The sequence below is a fragment of the Paraburkholderia sp. UCT2 genome, assembly GCF_014397665.1.
Classification (GTDB): Bacteria; Pseudomonadota; Gammaproteobacteria; order Burkholderiales; family Burkholderiaceae; genus Paraburkholderia; species Paraburkholderia tuberum.
Genome location: NZ_VZQO01000024.1, coordinates 1 through 20,511, shown reverse-complemented (window position 1 = coordinate 20,511; position 20,511 = coordinate 1). Strand labels below are relative to the sequence as shown.

The following is a 20,511-nucleotide window of genomic DNA, read 5'->3' as shown; positions in this document are numbered from 1 at the left end:
TTGTATCCGACAGTGATCCCCAGTTCGTCGCCAAGGCCCCTCGCCTCGCATTCGAAATGCGGTTGATTGGTGCTGGCGGCGACCCACCCCAATGATGACCTGCGTTTCGGACGATCCGCAGGTCCTGGAGATGAGTCGGCGAGCCATGGGAAAGCATAAACAATTGCCTTTTAGCGGCGTGAAAGTCATCGACTTTGGCCAGTACATCGCCGGCCCGGCCGTGGCGATGATCCTGGCGGATCTCGGCGCCACCGTCATTCACATCGATCCCCCTGCTGGGCCGCTTTGGGACAGCCCGGCCAATGCCGTACTGAACCGCAACAAGTATTGCTTGCAGCTTGACCTGAAGTCCGCGCAGGGGCTCGAGGCGGCCATGGCATTCATCGCGCGTGCCGATATCGTGATCGAGAACTTCCGGCCGGGCGTCATGACCCGGTTGGGCCTGGACTTCGCCGAGCTGCGTCGTCAAAGGCCCGAGCTCATTACGCTGTCCATCCCTGGCTTCGCCAGCAACGACCAGTTGCGTCGTCACTGGCGCGCCCTCGAGCCGATTATTGCGTCGGCCTCCGGGGTATTCACCGATATGGGTCAGAACCGCGTACTGATGGGGATAAACCCGAGCTTTTCGCCGCTGCCGCTAGCCTCGTCCTACGGCACCATGCTGGCGGTCTCCGCGGTGGCACTCGCTCTGCAAGCGCGGGAGCGCACGGGAGTGGGTGATCGGATCGAGGTGCCTCTGGCCGCGGCGGTGATGGAGGGGCTGTCTTACAACTCGATCAAGATCGACGGTTATCCCGAACGCTACAAGACCTTGCGCGAAAAGGAAATTGAGCGGCGGCGGTCGGAAAATCTTCCGATGAATCTCAGCTACGAAGAACTGCAAGAATATCTCGATCCCTTTTACCGCACATACGAGTGCGCGGACGGTCGCAAGTTCTATGCGGTATGCCCGTCACACCGCTCGCACGCCAGGCGTTGCCTTCAGGCGATGGGCTTGTACGAGGAAATGCTATCTGCCGGGCTGCCGACAGTGAGCGACCCATACCTTCCTATCTCTCAGTGGGAGGGGGACGCCTCACTCGGTGTCTACCCGTTGCCTGACCATTGGGCCCGGCGCATTTCGGCACGCATGAAGGAGGTGTTCCTGACCAAGACAGCGACCGAGTGGGAAAAAATTTTCGGCGAAGGCCGGTTTCCCGGTGCGCCCCACCGATCGACTCAAGAGTGGTTGCATGACGAGCACGCCAACGCCGCGGGTCTGGTGGTCGATGTCGACGACCACCAGTACGGCAACATGAAACAGCCCGGCGCGATCGCCTGGCTGGAAGACAGTGCCGACTTGATGCTCTCGCCCGACTCGCGCCGCACGGTGAGTCTCAAAGAAGCCCTGGCCATCCTGGATAAGTGCGCGCCCACGGCACTGCCGCCCCCATCTGAACAGCATGTTGGCGGCTGGCTTGACGGTGTGCGTGTCCTCGATCTGACCAATGTCATCGCGGGTCCGCATTCGACCTCCTACCTCGGCCGGTTCGGCGCCGAGGTTATCAAGCTCGACCCCGTAACGCCCAACTATGATCCCTGGAACACAGTGGTCTTTGGCATGTCTTCGGGCCGCGGCAAGCAAAGCGTCCTGGTCGACCTGAACCACCCTGACGGACGCGAGGTGTTTAACCAATTGGTTCGTTCGGTTGATGTGATCGTGATGAATGCACCGGATCGTCAACTGGCACCTTTGGGTCTTGACGAAGTCAGTCTCCAGGCCGTCAACCCTGGCGTGATCTTCTGTCAACTGGATTGCTTTGGGGGACCGCGTCGCGGCCCGCGGACCGATTATCTCGGCTACGACGACTTGATCCAGGCCAGCACCGGCATCATGCTGCGCTTCGGCGGCGGCATGGCAACGCCAGAGGAACACGCTCACGTCGGAACCATTGACGTGAATTGCGGGTTCGCTGCAGCGCTCGGCGTTGCCGCGGCGTTATATCGCAAAGCCAGAACCGGCGAGATCAGCCGTGCCCGCACCTCCCTGGCATCGCTCGGCAACCTGGTGCAGATTCCCTTCTGCTACGACTACCCACGGCGGGCTCCGTTCGATGAGCCTTCCGGCCGTAGCGCCCAGGGCTTTGGCAATCTGTCACGCTTCTTTCGGGCCGCGGATGACTGGTTGTATGTGGACGCCAGCGAAAAGGAACTGGACAAGCTAAACGCCGTAGACGGGCTGACGGGCATCCGTGACGCGGCAGATCCCGCAGCGTTTCTCAGCTCCGCGTTCGCCACGGCCTCCGCCGAAACCTGGCAGACGCGGTTGCAAGCGGCCAATGTGGCGGCAGCCATTCCGGACAATATCGACAACCTGCGCCAACGCTACAGCCGCCCTGCAGACAATCGTCCGGGTATCGATAACGCCAGCTATTCATTCAGTGTGTATGCCGAGCATCCGAGTGGACGACGCGTCATCCAACTCGATCCTTTTGCGATTCGCCCTCACGTTGCTCCGATCCGCGCACTGGCGCCAGCAGAAAAGTTTGGTGCCTCGACCCGAGGGGTTCTGCGCAAGATGGGCTACAGCGATACCCAGATTGCGACGTTGATTGCGCGAGGGGCGGTCGGCGAAAGCTGGAGCGAGGAGTACTTGCCCAGCTGAACACGTCACCGTTGCGGGCAAGCCGGAGCAAATCGCGACCGCTCCGCTGATGTGTGGGCGCGGCCGATAGCAGCAAGCACCTTAGAAGAAAAAAGGCTGTAGCGAAGGGGTGTTCGAATATTTATAAGATTGGAGACGAAGATGCACGTACGACACCGCAAGCTCCCGGGTACCGAAAACACCCGGCGAGGCGCAGAAATCGTTATCGAGAACCTCAATCGAGCTACGCAGCACATGGCGCGAAAACGCCCATGGCGAGGCACGGGGAAGGAAGTACCCTGTGCGCCTCCCTGTCGCCGCAGCCGATCTGCAGACACAGCACTACCGCCTGCGCTGCCAGGTGCCTTCCGCACCGAAAGACATTGAGGGTAACGATCATGCAAGACCAGGGCAATACATTTGTGAGCTTCCGCAATGTTCGGAAGACATACGACGGAGAAACACTCGTCGTCAAAGACCTGAATCTCGACATCCAGAAGGGGGAGTTTCTCACTTTGCTTGGTCCGTCTGGCTCGGGAAAGACGACCTGTCTCATGATGCTCGCCGGGTTTGAATACCCAACCGATGGAGAAATCTGGCTGGATGGTCAGTTACTTAATCGTATTCCGCCGCATAAACGCGACATTGGAATGGTATTTCAGAACTATGCACTCTTTCCACACCTGACCGTCGGACAGAACCTCGAGTATCCCCTCAAGGTTCGCAAGATGCCGCCAGACGAGCGGGCCGCGCGCGTCAAGCGGGCGCTCGAGATGGTCCACATGGAAAAGCTGGGTAAGCGAATGCCAGGTCAGCTCTCAGGCGGTCAGCAACAGCGAGTGGCGCTTGCGCGTGCGTTGGTGTTCAACCCCAAGCTTGTGCTGATGGACGAACCGCTTGGCGCGCTGGACAAACAGCTGCGCGAGCACATGCAGATAGAGCTCAAGGCATTGCACGAATCTCTTGGCCTGACCTTTGTGTACGTCACACACGATCAAGGTGAGGCGCTCACGATGTCTGATCGAGTAGCGGTCTTTGATCAGGGGGTGATCCAACAGCTCGACCAGGTCGACTCGCTCTACGAATCGCCGAGGAATCTGTTTGTAGCCAACTTCATTGGTGACAGTAACCGGGTGGAAGGCACCGTCGTAAGCCGGGATGGTAATTATTGCGAGTTGCGCATTGCAGACGGTACGACCGTACGTGCGCTGAATGTTGCCGGGCTCAATGTCGGTAGCCACGCCACAGGGGTGATCCGTCCCGAGCGGCTCTCGATCGGACGGCAATCCGAACAGCAGCGCAATGTCATCAACAGCGAAACGCTTGGGATGATCTACTTCGGCGATCACGTCCGGCTACGCTGCCGCTGCCCCGGAGAAACAGAGTGTTTCGTGAAGGTTCCGCTCGGGCAGGACGGGGCGGCCCATGTCCAACCGGGAAATCGAATCGCGTTGTCGTTTCATGAAGATCATCTGAGAGTTTTCAATTGACCACGCGTAGCGAAATCACCTTGTGCCAAGGAGAACGAAATGAGGTTCTTTAGAAATACGGTCGGCGTGGCTGCCATGATGTGTTGTTCCGCTTTCGCATTGGCCGACAGCCTTACGACGGTCAATTACGGTGGCGCCGTGGGGAATGCCGAGAAGGCTGCCTGGGTTGAACCGTTCTCGAAAGCGAGCGGTATTCCGACGATTGCGATTGAGTACACGGGCGAAATGGCCAAAGTCAAAGCGATGGTCGACGCCAAAGATGTCACGTGGGATGTCGTTGAAGTCGAGTCGGCAGACATCGGACGCGGCTGTCAGGACGGACTCTTCGAGAAGCTCGACTGGTCGAAAATCGCGAAAAAGGGTGATCTGGTGCCTGGATCGGTGACTCCCTGCGCTGCCGGCACATTCGTGTGGTCGACCGTGCTGGCATACAACCCGACCCTGACGAAGGGCACGCCACAGGGCTGGAAGGATTTTTGGGACGTCAAGAAATTTCCTGGCAAGCGTGGCATGAAGAAGGAGGCGCGTTATAACCTCGAGTTCGCACTGATGGCAGACGGCGTTCCGGCGAAAGACGTGTACACCGTGCTGGGCACGGAGGCTGGCGTCAATCGGGCGTTCAAGAAGATGGACGAGCTCAAGCCACACATTCAGTGGTGGGAGGCTGGCGCACAGCCGCCGCAGTTCCTGGTCGCCGGTGACGTTTCGATGTCCACCGCGTATAACGGCCGCATCGATGCCGCAATGCGGGCGGGGAACAAGAACCTGGGTATCTCGTGGGACCAAAGCATCTATGAGCTGGACTTTTTCGTGATTCCGAAGGGCTCGAAAAATAAGGATGCAGCCGAGAAGTACATTGCCTACGTGCTCGAACCTCAGGCTCAAGCTGCGTTCGCGCGGCACATTCCGTACGGGCCAACCAACAAGAACGCTTTAAAGTTGCTCGATGCGGCCACTCTTGAAAACCTGCCTAACTCGCCGAAGAACGGCAAAACCGCTATCCCCAACGACGTAGAGTTCTGGACCGACCACGGCGACGGGCTGGAACAGCGTTTCACCGCGTGGGCAGCGAAATAACGTGAATCGCGTAGCCATCGCTCGAACGCATGCGTACGCGAAGGAGAGAGACATGAGCGCGGTAACTACTCAGCAGCAGGATTGGCATTTGCGTGAGCTCAAGCGATCGCTTAGGAACGTGAATTTACGTAAGCAAATGGCGGCGCTGGCGCTGGTCGCTCCCCTTGCTATTTTCATTTTTCTGGTATTCGTGATGCCCGTTGCATCCATGATTTCACGGTCGATTCAGAGTCCGGAAGTCGTTGACGCGTTGCCAGACACGACGGCGGCGCTGCGAAACTGGGATCGGAAATCGGCAGTTCCGGATGAGGCTTTTCGCGGGCTGATGCTGGATATCGAGCGCAACGGCGGGAACAACAGTTCGGGTACCGCTGCCGGTCGACTGAACGGGCAGATGCCGGGTTTCCGTTCGTTGTTCTACAAGACTTCGAGCGCACTTCCGTTCGGCGACGATGATTCAGCGCTGCCTGCGCACGAGGTGCGACAAAAGCTGATCGAAATCGACAGGCGTTGGGAAGATCCGGGTTACTGGCAGGTAATCGCTAAAGATTCATCCCGATACACAAGCCAGTATCTCCTCGCGACGATGGACTTCCGTCGCAATTCTGCCGGTGACATCGTTCCGGTTGATCCAGGCGCCTCGGCATATCGGGAGGTATTCAAGCGAACGTTCGTGATTAGCGGCCTGGTAACGCTCGCCGCGCTGCTCCTCGGCTACCCCCTGGCATACTGGATCTCCAGTCTGCCGGCGGGTAAGGCAAATCTGCTGATGATCCTGGTGCTCCTTCCCTTCTGGACTTCGATCCTCGTGCGGATCTCCGCCTGGATCGTCATCCTTCAAGGATCCGGCCTCGTCAACAAGGCGTTGCTGTCGCTGGACCTGATATCGTCTCCATTGACACTGCTGTTCAACCGGACGGGGGTGCTGATCTCGATGACGCATATCCTCCTGCCGTTCATGATTCTGCCGCTGTACAGCGTCATGAAATCGGTGCCAGCCAGCTATACGAAGGCAGCGATCTCGCTGGGTAGTCACCCGTTCGGCGCGTTCTGGAAGGTCTACTTTCCGCAAACGCTGCCAGGAGTCGGCGCCGGCGGACTGCTGGTATTCATCACGGCTTTGGGCTACTACATTACTCCGGCATTGCTGGGCGGAGCCGGCGACCAGATGGTGAGCTACTACATCGCCTATTTCACGAATGTGGCCTTGAACTGGGGGATGGCGTGCGCACTAGGAGCGGTTCTGCTTCTCGTGACGTTGATACTCTTCGGTGTTTATCGAAAGATCGTCGGCAACGAACTGAAGGTAGGTTAGGACCATGAAAACGACCGTATCGCGTTTTGCACCTTATACATCGGCCCCCGAGATCGCGTGGCACTACTTTTTGCGATCGACCAATGTCATGATCCTGCTTTTTCTGGTCTTGCCGATACTGGTGATCATCCCGCTTTCTTTCACGGACAATACATTCCTGGTCTATCCGATACACAAGTTCTCGTTCAAGTGGTACCACAATCTGTTTACGTCGATTGACTGGCTTCGTGCCGGAAAAAACAGCTTCATCGTAACCCCGCTTGCCACGATCCTGGCCACTGTCCTCGGGACATTGGCCGCGTTGGGCCTCAACAAGGCGACATTCAAAGGCAAGGGCGCGCTGATCGGCATTTTGATCTCGCCGATGATCGTGCCGGTGATCGTCACTGCCGTCGGGATGTATCTGTTCTTTGCGAAGTGGGGGTTAGCCGGGTCGTACCTTGGTCTGATTCTGGGTCATACCGCTATCGCTGCTCCATTCGTGGTGGTCACTGTCAACGCCACCCTTGCCGGGTTCAACCAGAATTACGTGCGCGCGAGCCTGAGCCTCGGTGCGTCGCCCGTCAAGACGTTCTTCTCCGTCACCCTGCCCATCATTGCACCGGGCGTTATTTCTGGAGCCCTGTTTGCATTCGCCACGTCGCTCGATGATGTCGTCATCACGATGTTCATCGCGGGTCCGACACAAGGTACATTGCCGTTGCAGATGTTCATCGGCCTCCGGGAAAACATTACTCCGACAATTGCTGCCCTTGCGACAATTCTGATTGTATTTTCGAGCCTGCTTCTGGTGACGATGGAGTGGCTGAGGTCCAGAAGCGCGGCGCGACAGATAGCGACGTGACATCGCTTGCCGCGGCACCTGTCGCCCTGTTCCTGTGCAAGCCGTCAGGCATCGGGCGTAGTGGTACATCCTTGAATGGTTTATGTTGTCCGGATGTACCATTTCGCCTTGCCTGCCCGCCTGCGTTCACCGTCAGAGAGGACAAGCATGGCTTTTTCAGCCCTTTATCTGCAGCAGAATGACAGCGGTTTTTCGGCCGGGGTTACCAGCCTCGATGACCGAACCCTCGACGAGCATCCCCTCGCAGCCGGCGAAGTGCTCATTCGTATCGCGCACTCGACGCTTAACTACAAGGACGCGCTAGCGGTCACGAACCGCGGTCCGGTCGTGCGCGCCTGGCCGATGGTCGCGGGTATCGATGGCGCCGGCGAGGTGGTGACATCGACAGATTCTCGCTGGAAAGCGGGAGATATTGTCCTCGTCAACGGATGGGGCCTCGGCGAAACCCACTGGGGGTGCCTCGCAGAGAAAGCCCGCCTGAAGGCCGACTGGCTGATTGCGGTACCGCAGGGACTATCAACGGCCGAAAGCATGGCAATCGGGACGGCCGGTTACACGGCGATGCTATCCTGCCTTGCGCTGGAACAGGCCGGTGTCAAGCCGGCCGACGGTGAAGTCCTCGTGACCGGCGCGAGCGGCGGGGTGGGCAGCGTGGCAATCTCGCTATTGAGCAGTTGGGGATTTACGGTCGTGGCATCGACGGGCAAGCCGGAGCAGGCGCATTTTCTGAAGCGTATCGGCGCCGCCGATGTGGTCGATCGGGACTCGCTGTCGACAGCCGGCAAGCCGTTGCAGAAAGAGCGCTGGGCGGCGGTTGTGGATTCTGTCGGCTCGCATACGCTTGCCAACGCATGCGCACAGACGAAATATGGCGGCGCCGTAACGGCATGTGGTCTCGCGCAAGGCATGGAGTTCCCGGCGAACGTTGCGCCTTTCATTCTGCGCGGTATAAAACTGCTGGGCATTGACTCGGTTATGTGTCCGATCGCTCATCGTCAGATAGCGTGGAATCGGCTCGCTGCGGATCTGGATCGAGCAAAGCTCGCCGAACTCACGCACCGAATAGCGTTGCACGACGTGCCGGAGGCAGCCGTGCAAATGATGGATGGAAAGCTGAGCGGTCGCACGGTTGTCGACATTTGCCGCAGCGCATGATGTCGGGCGCTTCCGTTCGGATTTGAAGGTCTGCGACTTCAGGACCGGTGGTGTGCTCTCCCGTGCCGGGATGTGGCAGCACGGGAGCTGTAGCGGGTTTTGCAGTGGAAAGACTACCTCGCCGTCGGCATCGCGAATTCGGCACCTTGCTCGATACTCTCCGGCCAGCGTTGCATGATTGACTTCTGACGCGTATAGAACCGGACGCCTTCTTCGCCATACGCGTGCGTGTCCCCGAACAAGCTACGCTTCCAGCCGCCAAATCCGTGCCACGCCATCGGTACCGGAATCGGTACGTTGATGCCAACCATTCCAACCTCAATTCTCCGGCCGAACTCGCGCGCGATGTGTCCGTCGCGAGTGTAACAGGCGACGCCATTGCCGAATTCGTGCGCGTTGACCAGGTCGACGGCCTCTGTAAAGTCCTTCGCACGGACGCAGGACAGCACCGGTCCGAAGATTTCCTCTTGATAGATGCGCATCTCGGGTGTGACGTGGTCGAACAACGTGGCACCGGTAAAAAAGCCTTCCTCGTGCCCCGGAACTTTGATGCCACGTCCATCGACAACCAGCGACGCGCCTTCTTCGACGCCAATCGCGATGTAGTTTTCAATGCGTTCCAGCGCCTGACGTGTGACGATCGGCCCCATCTCGGCGTCGGGCTCCGTGCCGTTCTTTACTATTACGGAGCGTGCTCGATCAGCGAGCCGCGGAATCAGCTTGTCGGCAACGTCGCCTACGAGGACTGCGACCGAGATCGCCATGCACCGTTCACCCGCGGAGCCGTAGCCTGCGCCGACCAAAGCGTCGACGGCTTGATCAATGTCAGCGTCGGGCATCACAACCATGTGATTCTTCGCTCCGCCAAGCGCCTGGATCCGTTTTCCGTGCTTTGCCCCCGTCTCGTAGATGTAGTTGGCAATCGGCGTCGAACCGACGAAACTGATCGCTTTTACGTCAGGATGTTCGAGCAGAGCATCCACGACTATCTTGTCCCCTTGCACGACGTTGAACACTCCGTCAGGCAACCCGGCTTCCTGCAGCAGGCGGGCCATGTAGAGCGACGCTGACGGATCACGCTCGCTGGGCTTCAGAATGAACGCATTGCCTGCGGCAATCGCGATCGGAAACATCCAGCAAGGAACCATGCACGGAAAGTTGAAAGGCGTGATTCCCGCGACAACGCCGAGTGGTTGCCGGGTCGTCCAGTTGTCGATGTCGGTCGACACCTGTTCCGTATGGTCACCCTTCAGCAATTGCGGAATGCCGCAGGCAAACTCGATCACATCAATGCCCCGTGCCACTTCGCCTTGCGCATCGCTGAACACTTTTCCGTGCTCGGCCGTCATGATCGCTGCCAGCTCGTCCTTGTGCTGGTTCATCAGTTCGAGAAAGCGGCGCATGACGCGCGCGCGACGGATGGGTGGCGTATTACTCCATCCCTGGAACGCCTGTTTCCCCGACGCTACGGCGGCACTTACGTCGGACGCGTCGCCGAGGTGCAGCATGCGTGCCGGAGAACCGGTCGCGGGGTTGAATATCGGCTGCTTTCGAGTGCCGGTGCCTAGCACGCGGCGACCGTTGATGAAGTGAACCACGTCTGCGTCGTCGTTGAAGGGCTGCATTTCATACTCCTTGCTGGGATCGGAACAGGCTCTAAGGGCCACAAAAATGGGCGATGGGAATAGGGTTCTGCTTCCCGATGCCAAGAGTTGTTGTCGCATCTGAATGACCTTCACTTCGATAGCTCAGATGCGATTTTTTTGAGGGGGGAATTTGCTTACCAGAGACCGCGGTAGAGCTCGACCATTTCCTCGACCGAGGGCACGCGTGGGTTATTGCCAGGCGAGCCGGAGGCCAGAGCCTGCTGTGCCATGGTCGGCATTAAGCTGAAGAAGCGCTCGCGGTCGATACCAAATTGTTCGGGCATCGGCACCTGAAGGTCAGCGTTGATCGACCGCAATTCAGCGAGCAACCTGGCATTGGCGGTCTGCGTACTGTCCTGCCTGTCGGCCACACCCATGGCACGAGCGCAATCAGCGTAGCGTTCTTCCGCCGTCGGGATCGAGAACGCGGTCACACTGGGCAGCAGCATGGCGTTGGACAGGCCATGGGGAACGTGGAAAAAGGCACCAATCGGTCGACTCATGCCGTGTACCAGCGCCACGGACGCAGCGGAAAACGCCACACCGGCGAGCGTCGAACCGAGCATCAGGGCTTCGCGGGCGGCTGTATCCTGGCCGGATCGATAGGCTTTACGCAGATTGGGGACAATCAAGCGCATGGCCGCCAGGGCCTGACTGTCGCTGTACAGGTTGGCTTTCTGGCTGACGTAGGCCTCGATCGCGTGGGTCAGCGCATCAATACCCGTATCGGCGGTGACGCGCGGCGGCAGGCTGAGGGTCAGGTTATAGTCGACCAAGGCTGCCACGGGCATGAAGCCGATGCCCACACAGAGCATTTTTTCGTCGTTCTGCTCGTCAGTGATGATCGTGAAACGGGTCACTTCCGAGCCGGTTCCCGCAGTGGTGGGCACCGCGATAATGGGCAACCCAACCTCGGTAACAACGCGCGGAAACTTATAGTCGCGCATTTCGCCACCATGCTTGGCAAGAATGCCAATCGCCTTGGCGCTGTCGATCGGACTGCCGCCGCCCAGTGCAATGATACTGTCGTAGTCTCCTGCGCGAGCCTTCTCCACGCCAGCTCGAATCGAGTCAACCGTAGGCTCGGGGACCGTATCAGCGAAAATTTCGGCTGTCATGCCATTGGCGGCGAGATTTTCCTGAATGCGCCCGGCATAGCCCAGCTGCACCATCATCTTGTCGGTGATGATCAGAGGTCGACTGCAGCCGAGAGTCGCCAGAACCGTGGGAACTGTCTCGCTGGCGTTGGCGCCGACCTGGAGGATGCGCGGCAAAATCACATGGTTAGACATATCGAATCCAGTATTAATGTCGGTTAAATATAAGAAGCAATCCGGGATCTAATCATTAATTGAAGTCTTCATCTCGATGCCTTGTCTTTCTGATAATTTAGATAACCAGACATCGATATCTTTGCTATTGGGAGCTTCCACATGACTCATCGTCTCGTCTCCCGGACCGCAGATTTTCTGCAATGCAGGTCATCATTGTCGTAGGTAGCCGTCAGCACTGATCAATCGCGTTTCGGCTGCAAGCTGCCGTGGCGGCGCGCTGAAGTTACTGTCGGGTAGAACGAGGAGCGGGTAAAGCAATAAAAAAGCCGATGATGGGTCCGCTTTACTTATGGCTATGGCCGTCGGGGCGAGGTGGAAGGCGTTTTTTGCCCGTCCCCGCCGAACTGCGCGATCTGAAGAAGCAGTTACATTAATCTCGTCCACGTCATGTGAGCGGTCGCCGCGCGCGAGAGCGACCTTCGGCGGGGACATTTGCGCTGATCCGCCCCGCCGCCCTCGATCGATATGACAAGCAGTTCTTCCCCGCTTCGAACACGATGTCGGTCGCGACGTTCGGCTGGTGCGAGCAGGAATGCTTTACTTGCGTATAGGACTTCAACGCCTGATGCCCTCCAGTGGCGCCACACAGACTGAGCGTTCGGCGCTGCAATGGCCGTTGCCAAGCCGGATCTTGAGGCGGGTGCCGCGCCTCACAGCGATCTAGCGCCGCTGTCTCAGCAAGTCGAATTGGCGCTGTTGTCTCAGCGAATTCAGTTCGCGCTGCTGCCTCAGCAAATCCAGGTCGCGCTGTTGTTTCAGTAATTGGAGTTGTTCGTTCTGGAGTTCGATCTGTTGCTTCTGCGCTTCCAATTGCGCTCTATAGGCCCCCATGCTTTGGTCAGCCAGCGCTCCCTGCGGGTAAGTCTGCGCGTAGGCGAGGGAACAGCCAGCCGTCAATGTCGCAGCAACGATAAGTGCTTTCATGATGCCCCCGGGCGGATGCTCTTTTGAGATATTTTAGGCCAGAAAGGTGGGGCATCGGCGGGACCGACGTGGCTGTCGGCGTCGTGCCTGGATCGGTGATTGCGTATGTTGAGCGAGCGGCGTGCGTGGCAACGAGAGGCCGGCATCACCCATTGCTGCCAGTCGGGACGTCAGGGTTGCAAGGGCAGCTATCAGGTGAACTGGCCGTTGGAATGACGACTTTGTGTGTTGCGCGAACGGCAACTCTTGGCCGGAGTTTGCCTTTTACGCGACCGGGCGACTTGCTGCAAAGCTATCGAGGTGGCGTCCAATTGCATTACGCATGCATCATGAGAACCATGCCGAGTTGTGCAAAACGATTCGATAGCCGTCATGATCCTCAAATGTTCTACCTGACACATCCCAATAAAGGTTGAGCGACGTCACGCAAACAAATCCGCTCTCGGTGAGGCGATCGCAAGTCGACCGCCACTCAACTCGATCCGGGGCGTAAAACACCAGCAAATCCTCACGTGTCGGTGTTGGCGCTACCGGATGTTCGCGGCACTGTGTGAACTCGAAGTGATAGTCCATGCCGGAACGTCCGAGCATCACCCCATCGAACCCCTGATGGTCTTGAAATTTTGCCAGCACAACCAGGCTGAGCGCGGGGCAATACATGCTTTCTGCCCGCGAAAGGTCACTGACAGGCCTGGCGATTCTGAGATGTGATTGCATCGGGCTTTGTTATCGGGTCGTTGGCCAAGAGTGTCAGAACATCGATCCTCAAGGATACGTCGAACGAAAATTGTCGCCAATTCTCGCCGCTTTGCCGAGCGAACGGTTGTGGCCGGGTCCCGCCTCATCGATTGGCAGAATTGCTTTGGTCTTGCACGACTACGACCGGCAGCACGCGACCGATGCGTCCAACGCTTTCTCGCTGAATGCACTTAACAGCATGGTTGGCGTCCTGTATGAAGACGCCCGCAATGACGAGCTCACCGAACTCATGCGCCGCGCCGCCTTTGAATCCGAGTACGGCCGCTTCCAGGATGGGTGGCTCAACAGACTGCTGGTCATCGATTGCGACAGGTTCAAAAGCGTGAACGACACGCTCGGGCACTGCACCGCGGAGCTTGTCCTTCAACGGGTTGCCGCCGCGATCAGAGGCAGCGTCCGTGGATGGGATCTTGCGTGCCGGTGGGGCGGTGACGAATTCGTTGTGCTTCTCCCCCATACGAAACCGGAGGACGGAATGCGCGTTTGCGGAGCGCATACGCACCGCCGCGGAGACGATGGAACGGCACGGAGTCACGCTGTCAACGGGCGTGGCCACCAATACCAAGGCAGAGCCGCTGGCATCGGTCATCGAGCGCGCCGACGCGGCGATCGACGACGCAAAGCAAGCGGGCAGAAATACGGTCGTGCTCGCCTAATCCGGATTGCCGTATGCCCAGGCCCCGGCTCCCGGCGCCGCAGATCGCGCAATTGCCGCTCGATGCGGCCCAGCTTGTCCGGCCGGGCACCGATAAAAGCGGTAGCGACCCAGCCGCCTGCCGTTCGCTCAGGCTTGCGGAAATTCGCAAAAAAGAAGTCCTGACGACTGAAGCCATCAGAGACGGTCAGTATCGGTTCCGGGGGAGTTGGGCGAGGATTTTGGGCCTTTCTGGTCCTCAGTTGGCGGCCTCGCGGGCGGCTCTTTGAGCACGCGCAGTTCCAATGGCGTGGTGGTAGCCGGCCTGCGTCGGGGCTCACTGTTCGGATCGATCGCCTGTTCGCGCTCGTCCTCGCCACCATCGTCAGGCTGCGACCGTGCGTTGGGTCCGCTCGGCGGGGTGTGAAGCCGCATGTGCGGTACCGGGATCTCAATGCCCGCCTCGTCCATCTTGCGCTTGAGCCGCGCGTTAAACGCCCGCGCCACGCTCCACTGTTGCAGCGGCCGCGTCTTGATCTGCCCTTTCACCACCATCCAGTTCGATTCAAAGCGGTCGAGTCCCCACACTTCAACAGGCGCGAGTATTTCGTTGCGCAGACGATAATCTTCCTGCAGATCGGCGCCCACTTGCACAATCATGCGCGACACTTCGTCGAGATCAACGGTAAACGGCACCCGCACCTCGAATACCGCATTGGCGAAATCGCGCGACAGGTTCTTCACGATCTTGATCTGCGAGAAGGGGATGGTGTGAACCGCGCCTTGTCCGTCACGTAAGCGAACCGTGCGGATCGTCAGGTCCATGACGATGCCGGCATGGCTGCCGTCAATCTCAACCCAGTCGCCGGCCGAGATCGTCTCCTCGACAATGATGAAGAGCCCCGTGATCAGGTCGGTGACAAGCGCCTTCGCACCGAAGCCGACCGCAAGACCGATTACGCCCGCACCGGCCAGCAGAGGCGTCAGATTGACGCCTAGCGTGGCGGCCGCGACGATCGCGGCGAGGGTCGCCACCGTCGTGAAAACCGCGTTGCGCACGAGCGGCAACATCGTGCGTGCGCGCACGCCGGGATCGAGTGCCTTGCTACGCGAACTGCTCGGGCGCAGCGCGTTGAGAATCGCGGTATCGCACAGTATCCAGATGAACCAGGCGCCGAAGACCGTCGCGATGACTGTAACCAGCGCATGCTTGACACTGGGTGTCATCGCACTGTGCTTGATCATTCGCGCGATCGGACCGCTCCACAGGTCCAGTTCGAATTGAATGAACGCGAGCCAAATCAGGAGGGTGAGCAGCGTGCTCGCGAAGCGCAACAGTCGCATCAGGTGCGGCGCGCGGCGGTGTGCGCGCGTGTCCCTTCTACGCGTCACGTGCATGAGCAGCGCTGACACGAACAGCGTGAGCACGAGTGACAGCGCACTGAGAAGCGACGGCTGTAATACGTTCTCTTCCGAACCGCGCGCATCGATGATCGCCACGACCGAGGCGATCGCAATTAAAAGGATCGGGATGTGCCATAGCGATGCGAGGATATCGAGCGCTTCCGTTGCGAGTTTGTGATCACGCCTTCGTGCATACGGGCGATTGCGTATCAGATGCGTGACGGGCCGCCGGTAAGCGAGTGCGAAATAACCGATCAGGACGGCCGCCGCCACGTTTGCGGATGCTGACACGAGCCCGGCGAGATTCACGCCGAGCAGGACTGTGACGTCAGGATTGGCCGTCGCGTCGCCGAGCGCACCACATGCACCGATCGCGAAAAGCGGCCAACGACTTTGCGCGAGCAGTTGGTGAACGGCGACACGCCGGTGTGCCGTGCTAAACGCCGAGAAGATGATCAGGCAGATCGCCGAGAAAAGCGAGCCCGCGACTATGGCATAGATGATCACAAGCCCCAGCGTGCTGCCGAGCGCGTCGGGCATTCCCCGCATGAACAGCGCCACCGCCACGAATGCAATGATCCATGGCGCCGTACGCCAAAATGCGAAACTCAACAGTTCGAACGACGTTGGATTCGGCTCGAGCGCGGCATTCCAGCCATATCGTGCACTGAGGCGTCGGCGCAGATAGACCAACACGCCAGCACACGCGCCCCAGCCCGCAAGCGTCGCGATCAGGCCAAACAGGACATGGCCGAACGGCTCCCCGCTTCCACCAATAAGAATGGTCCACAACTCGCTAGCCGCCGCGCTCGAACGGGCCGCCCAGTAGTGCAAGGGGGTGCGGCCCTCGCTCAGATCCGTCTCGACGGACGCAATACTTGACGCAATCGTGCCGAGCAGGTCGCTGTTGCCCTGTCCGGGCGACACCGGCGCCGTGGGTACAGCGGGTGGTGCACTTTGGGTACCTGCACGCAGCCCCTTCAATTGGGCGACCAACTCTTTGCGTTTTGGATCGCTCTCGAGCGTGCCGATCAGGCTGTCCAGCGAGCGCGCAAGTTCGGCCTGACTTGCGGGCGTTGATGCTGAGGCAGCCTGCGCCGCCGAAGCTGGCGGCGCGGGCCCTTCCGTCGCACTGTTGATGAGGTTTTGCAGCCCGGCGGGCAAGGCGGCGGTCGCCAGATTGAAGGCCGCCGTCGACAGAACGAGGAGGCCGGTCGCGGCCAGGCGAAAGCAGGCACACTCTATGGCGCCCCACACGCCGGGGCGAGCCCGCCGTCTCGCGAAGACCATGGCACGGCTGAATTCTCCCCGCATGAATGCGTGCATGGAAACCCCTTCCGAAAGCTCACTCCCGTGAGAGCTGGGTCGTCCCGCCAACGCTTTTGCGAAAAGCCCTGCGGCGCCCGAACTGTACTTTGTGCGGATTACGGGTAAAGCTTACATCACCACGAACCCCCCGCCCCTTCCATGCCCCTTTGGCCCTCTCACACGAAGGACGCAGCGCGTACGCAGCGAAGGTCTCACCGCGCCACCGGCCCGCGGCGGCGAGCCGAGCCCCTGCAGGTCCGCTTGCGGCGTGTGTGCAGGCGCAGACTCGCGCTCCTTTCGAACGTGAGTGTCATGCATGTCAACGCCACGCGCTACCAACCTGGATATAGAACGCGTTCTGGTCCTTGCTGTGGGCGACGTCGATCCCGATCGAGACGCCCAGCTTGCGTGCGATCAGGTAACGGAAACCCGCCCCGACACTTTGGACGTTCTGCGCCTGAGAAAAGCTCTGCAACCGTCCGTAGGTTTTACCCACGCCAGTAAAGCCGAGCAGCGACCATCTGGGCGTCACGTCCCAGCGCAGCTCCGCTTCAGCCGCAACCGCAGCGTCATGAACATCACGCCGTTGACCGTGCCCGGCCGCTGACGCACGCAGACAAGGCCACACGCGCGCGCGAACTGGTTGTTGCGGTACCGCTTCGATGAACCGCCCATGCCCAATCTCCACGTGCGTTGCTGGGCGAGTGGCTGGTTGCTCGCCGGAACAGACGTCTGAATGTCCGAACCGCGGCGGGTGCGAATGACGGCTCATGGCCGACCTCTGCCTGACGCGATCGGCGGCACGCGACCCGCTTCTGCCGTTGGGGGCCACACGTGCAAACGGCAGCTTTTGCGGGTTGAACGGTCGTCCTGGACTTCACCACATTCTGGTGGAATGGTTCCGCCATTAGAAGGGGGGTTTGATAAGGCGATTTTGAACGAACAAGAGGAGCGGATTAAGTAGCTGACCGCAACCACTCCGAGAAGGCTCGGATGGTCCTTTCGCGCGGATGGCCTGGCCTGCGAATCACATAGAAGCCATACCCGGGCAAGCTTAGCTTGAATGCTTTTACGAGCGTACCGGCGGCGAGTTCGGGTGCCACGAGCGCGTCACTAAAAATCCCGATTCCCTGGCCGGCGATCACCGCCTCGATGGCATGCAGCTCCTCCCGGAAGCTCAGGTGCTGCATGTCCTTCAATTCGGGCACTTCGCGCCACCTGCGCTGAGCCGCGGCAAGCCATCTTTGCCATGTGGGCGGCTCATGGTCGACTGGCGACCAATAGGAGTGGATCAGAACATGCTCTGCGAGATCGACGGGTCTCTTCAGTTGTCCCGTTGAAAGCAAGCGCGGATTGTAGACGGGCCAGAATGTATCTCTCAAGAGATCATCGACGATCCCGCCCGTCGGCACTGCTCGGCTGGTCGCGTAACGAATCGCGACGTCGCCCTCGCCGGCCTGCAGATCGAGCACGGTATCCGTGCCGATCACCTCCAGCGGCAGGTCGGGATGCAATTTCCGCCATGCGGACAGGCGGGGCACGAGCCAACGGCTGGCAAAAGCGTTCGTTGTCGTTACGCGAAGGGGCTGTTGGTCGCTATCCCGCTTGACGGCCGCGATTGCGGTGGCAAACACCTCGAGCCCGCCACGAATGGCGGGGAACAGCCGCGCTCCGGCTTCGGTCAGCGTCAAGGGCCGCGGCCTGCGACGGAACAGGGCGCAACCACAATAGCGCTCGAGCAATCGGATCTGATGACTGATCGCGGTAGGCGTCACACATAGCTCCAGCGCGGCCTTCTTGAAGCTCATATGGCGAGCGACTGCGTCAAACGCGCGGAGCTCTACGAGGGGCGGCAGCTTATGCATGTAGCAGTGTAGATGAAGTCAGTTCACCCTTAGCTGAATTCTTCGAGTTTGCTCCTGGGCCGATTTCAGTGGAGACTTGGGGCCGAATTCGAGGAGACGACACCATGCTGCCGATTGGATCTTTGGCCGACGCTGCGGCCGAGCTTGCCGCCACCTTCCGCGGGCAACTCCTGCAACCCATGGACACCGGCTATGAGGACGCGAGGAAGATCCACAACGGCCTGATCGATAAGCGGCCCGCCTTGATCGCCAGGTGCCAAGGCGTAGCCGACGTTGTCGGAGCCCTCGATCTCACCCGCAGGCTCGGCCTCGAGGGTGCAATTCGCGGTGGCGGCCACAACGTGGCGGGACGGGCGACGATTGATGGTGGGGTGATGGTCGATCTTTCGCCGATGAAGGGCATCCATGTCGATCCGGAGGGTAGAACAGTCTGGGCGCAGGGCGGCGTCACCTGGGGCGAGCTCAATCGCGAGACGCAGTTGCACGGCCTGGCCGTCACCGGGGGCGTGGTCTCCAGCACGGGCATTGCCGGGCTTACCCTCGGGGGCGGGGTGGGCTGGCTGATGGGCAAATACGGCCTGGCGCTCGATAATCTGCGGGCGGTGGAGCTCGTCACGGTTGGCGGCAAGCTCTTGCGGGCGAGCAAGCACCGGGAGCCCGAGCTTTTCTGGGCGCTTCGCGGCGGCGGCGGAAACTTCGGGGTCGCCACGAGCTTCGAGTATGAACTCCACCCGGTCGGGCCGACCATTATGGGCGGCCCGATCGTCCACCCGATCGAACGCTCCCGGGCCTTGCTCGAATTCTTCCGCAACAGCACACGATCGCTGCCTGATGAGCACACACTGTTCGCAACGCTGACGCATGCGCCGGACGGGTCCGGCACGAAGGTGGCCGCCCTGGTCACCTGCCACTGCGGGCCGTTGGAAGACGCCGAAAGGGCCATGCGGCCGCTGAAACAGTTCGCGCTTCCCATTTTGGATGCCGTTGGGCCGATGCCCTACTCCCAGCTCAACAGCATGCTCGATGCCAACTACCCGAAAGGCGCTCTTAACTACTGGAAGTCCAACTTCCTCACAGAGCTGAGCGACGCTGCGATCGACACCATGATTAGCAGCTTCGCGCGGTGCCCGACGACAATGGGCCAACTGCTCCTCGAACATTTCCACGGCGCGGTCACCCGGGTCAATGCGACCGACACGGCCTTCCCGCACCGGCGTGAAGGCTACAACTTCCTCGTGCTCGCTCAATGGATGCAGCCGGCGGAAACCGGCGCCTGCGTCGCCTGGGCTCGCGAAACCTACGAAGCAATGCGACCTTTCTTTGCCGCCGGTCGCTATGTCAACTACTTGGACGACGATGAGACGGGCGAACCCATTGCGGCTGCATACGGTCCCAATTACCGACGGCTTCAGCAGATCAAGGCCCAGTACGATCCGACGAACTTCTTCCGCATGAACCAGAACATCCGGCCGCTGGCATGACGGGCACGTCCCAATGCCGATCATCTTGACCGGCGCGCGCGCCGGATCTGCAGCGCGCCGGCGGCTTGCCGAAAACTTGTTGCCTGATCCGCTGAGCAAAGAGGAAGCATTGAAGGCGCTCAACGCCGAGATCATGCTGCGATTTCAGGAAGCTGGCATCGCGGCCTTGTCCGACACAACGGTGCACGGAGCGCATTGTCTGCGGGTCGCCATACGCCACGACTAAACCCGTCGCGATGACCTGGATCTGCTGGTCAAAGAAATCGTTCGACTTGGACACCAGATTTTGAGTGCGCGCCGCAGTGCCTGACTTCTTCGTTCGACTCTCGACCTGCTTCGGCGTTGAAGGCTGAAGCGATATCCCTCCGGAACTTCGACATCGTTCGGCTATGGCCGATCAATGACCGTTCTACTGAGCGTAGCCGACGCTTGAATGACCGTTGGAACATGAAGGCGAACGGCTGAAAGTGGCCGACTATCGCCTGATGCGCCCAGCGTTTGCCACTCCGCAAGTGGCGCTCGACGTTCTCACGCACGGTCGCTGGCGAAAGGTTGGTCTCAGGTAGTTCCGCGGCGCGCGCCACCCTCACGAGTCACCGGCAGCAGGCCGCTGCCGGTTTCAACTACGCTCTCATCCGTCAATTTGCTGAAT

15 protein-coding genes and 1 pseudogene are annotated in these 20,511 nt (G+C 59.8%); 9 read left to right on the top strand and 7 right to left on the bottom strand.

From position 1 onward, the window contains the following. The first annotated feature begins 145 nt into the window (after positions 1-145). The 6 genes from F6X39_RS20420 (at position 146) to F6X39_RS20395 (ending at position 8,504) form a co-directional block, all read left to right on the top strand. A complete protein-coding gene (locus F6X39_RS20420) occupies positions 146-2,644 on the top strand; it encodes a CoA transferase (protein WP_187617888.1) in 2,499 nt (832 codons plus the stop codon). Between the two features lie 377 nt (positions 2,645-3,021). Further along, a complete protein-coding gene (locus F6X39_RS20415) occupies positions 3,022-4,113 on the top strand; it encodes an ABC transporter ATP-binding protein (protein ID WP_018419956.1) in 1,092 nt (363 codons plus the stop codon). Positions 4,114-4,152: 39 nt separating this feature from the next. Further along, positions 4,153-5,190 (top strand): ABC transporter substrate-binding protein, encoded by a 1,038-nt coding sequence (locus F6X39_RS20410; RefSeq protein ID WP_187617887.1) that lies wholly within the window; start codon positions 4,153-4,155, stop codon positions 5,188-5,190. 52 nt (positions 5,191-5,242) lie between these two features. Further along, positions 5,243-6,505, top strand: coding sequence for an ABC transporter permease (locus tag F6X39_RS20405; RefSeq protein WP_187617886.1), 1,263 nt, complete (start codon positions 5,243-5,245; stop codon positions 6,503-6,505). A gap of 4 nt (positions 6,506-6,509) precedes the next feature. After that, a complete protein-coding gene (locus tag F6X39_RS20400; protein ID WP_018419953.1) occupies positions 6,510-7,349 on the top strand; it encodes an ABC transporter permease in 840 nt (279 codons plus the stop codon). 147 nt (positions 7,350-7,496) lie between these two features. Beyond that, entirely contained in the window at positions 7,497-8,504 is a 1,008-nt protein-coding gene (locus F6X39_RS20395; protein WP_187617885.1) for an MDR family oxidoreductase, read from the top strand. 113 nt (positions 8,505-8,617) lie between these two features. On the opposite strand, the gene F6X39_RS20390 is transcribed toward F6X39_RS20395, so the two are convergent. The 4 genes from F6X39_RS20390 to F6X39_RS20375 form a co-directional block, all read right to left on the bottom strand. Continuing rightward, positions 8,618-10,129 carry a CoA-acylating methylmalonate-semialdehyde dehydrogenase gene (locus F6X39_RS20390; protein WP_187617884.1) on the bottom strand — a complete coding sequence of 504 codons (1,512 nt, stop codon included), beginning with the start codon at positions 10,127-10,129 and terminating at the stop codon, positions 8,618-8,620. A gap of 155 nt (positions 10,130-10,284) precedes the next feature. Next, entirely contained in the window at positions 10,285-11,442 is a 1,158-nt protein-coding gene (locus tag F6X39_RS20385) for an iron-containing alcohol dehydrogenase (protein ID WP_187617883.1), read from the bottom strand. Positions 11,443-12,144: 702 nt separating this feature from the next. Continuing rightward, entirely contained in the window at positions 12,145-12,408 is a 264-nt protein-coding gene (locus F6X39_RS20380; protein WP_184040153.1) for a hypothetical protein, read from the bottom strand. Positions 12,409-12,735: 327 nt separating this feature from the next. Next, the gene (locus F6X39_RS20375; protein WP_187617882.1) at positions 12,736-13,125 is read right to left on the bottom strand and encodes a VOC family protein; all 390 of its coding nucleotides are present in this window, start codon (positions 13,123-13,125) and stop codon (positions 12,736-12,738) included. Between F6X39_RS20375 and F6X39_RS37390 the strand changes: the two genes are divergently transcribed. Beyond that, positions 13,067-13,987 carry a GGDEF domain-containing protein gene (locus F6X39_RS37390; protein WP_222945270.1) on the top strand — a complete coding sequence of 307 codons (921 nt, stop codon included), beginning with the start codon at positions 13,067-13,069 and terminating at the stop codon, positions 13,985-13,987. The two genes, F6X39_RS20375 and F6X39_RS37390, sit on opposite strands and share 59 nt — an antisense overlap. Positions 13,988-13,999: 12 nt before the next feature. Here the strand turns inward: F6X39_RS37390 and F6X39_RS20365 are convergent, their stop codons facing one another. From F6X39_RS20365 to F6X39_RS20350, 3 genes and pseudogenes are all read right to left on the bottom strand, one after another. Further along, complete coding sequence (locus F6X39_RS20365) at positions 14,000-16,531, bottom strand: mechanosensitive ion channel family protein (protein WP_187617880.1); 2,532 nt, start codon at positions 16,529-16,531, stop codon at positions 14,000-14,002. A gap of 301 nt (positions 16,532-16,832) precedes the next feature. Continuing rightward, positions 16,833-17,156, bottom strand: a pseudogene (locus F6X39_RS20360) (glyceraldehyde-3-phosphate dehydrogenase); the annotation flags it as partial. A 313-nt stretch (positions 17,157-17,469) separates the two neighbouring features. Beyond that, entirely contained in the window at positions 17,470-18,378 is a 909-nt protein-coding gene (locus tag F6X39_RS20350) for a LysR substrate-binding domain-containing protein (protein WP_187617879.1), read from the bottom strand. A 104-nt stretch (positions 18,379-18,482) separates the two neighbouring features. Between F6X39_RS20350 and F6X39_RS20345 the strand changes: the two genes are divergently transcribed. Next, positions 18,483-19,859 (top strand): FAD-binding oxidoreductase, encoded by a 1,377-nt coding sequence (locus F6X39_RS20345; protein ID WP_187617878.1) that lies wholly within the window; start codon positions 18,483-18,485, stop codon positions 19,857-19,859. 13 nt (positions 19,860-19,872) lie between these two features. Further along, a complete protein-coding gene (locus F6X39_RS36895) occupies positions 19,873-20,085 on the top strand; it encodes a hypothetical protein (RefSeq protein ID WP_262414753.1) in 213 nt (70 codons plus the stop codon). Positions 20,086-20,511: the final 426 nt, after the last annotated feature.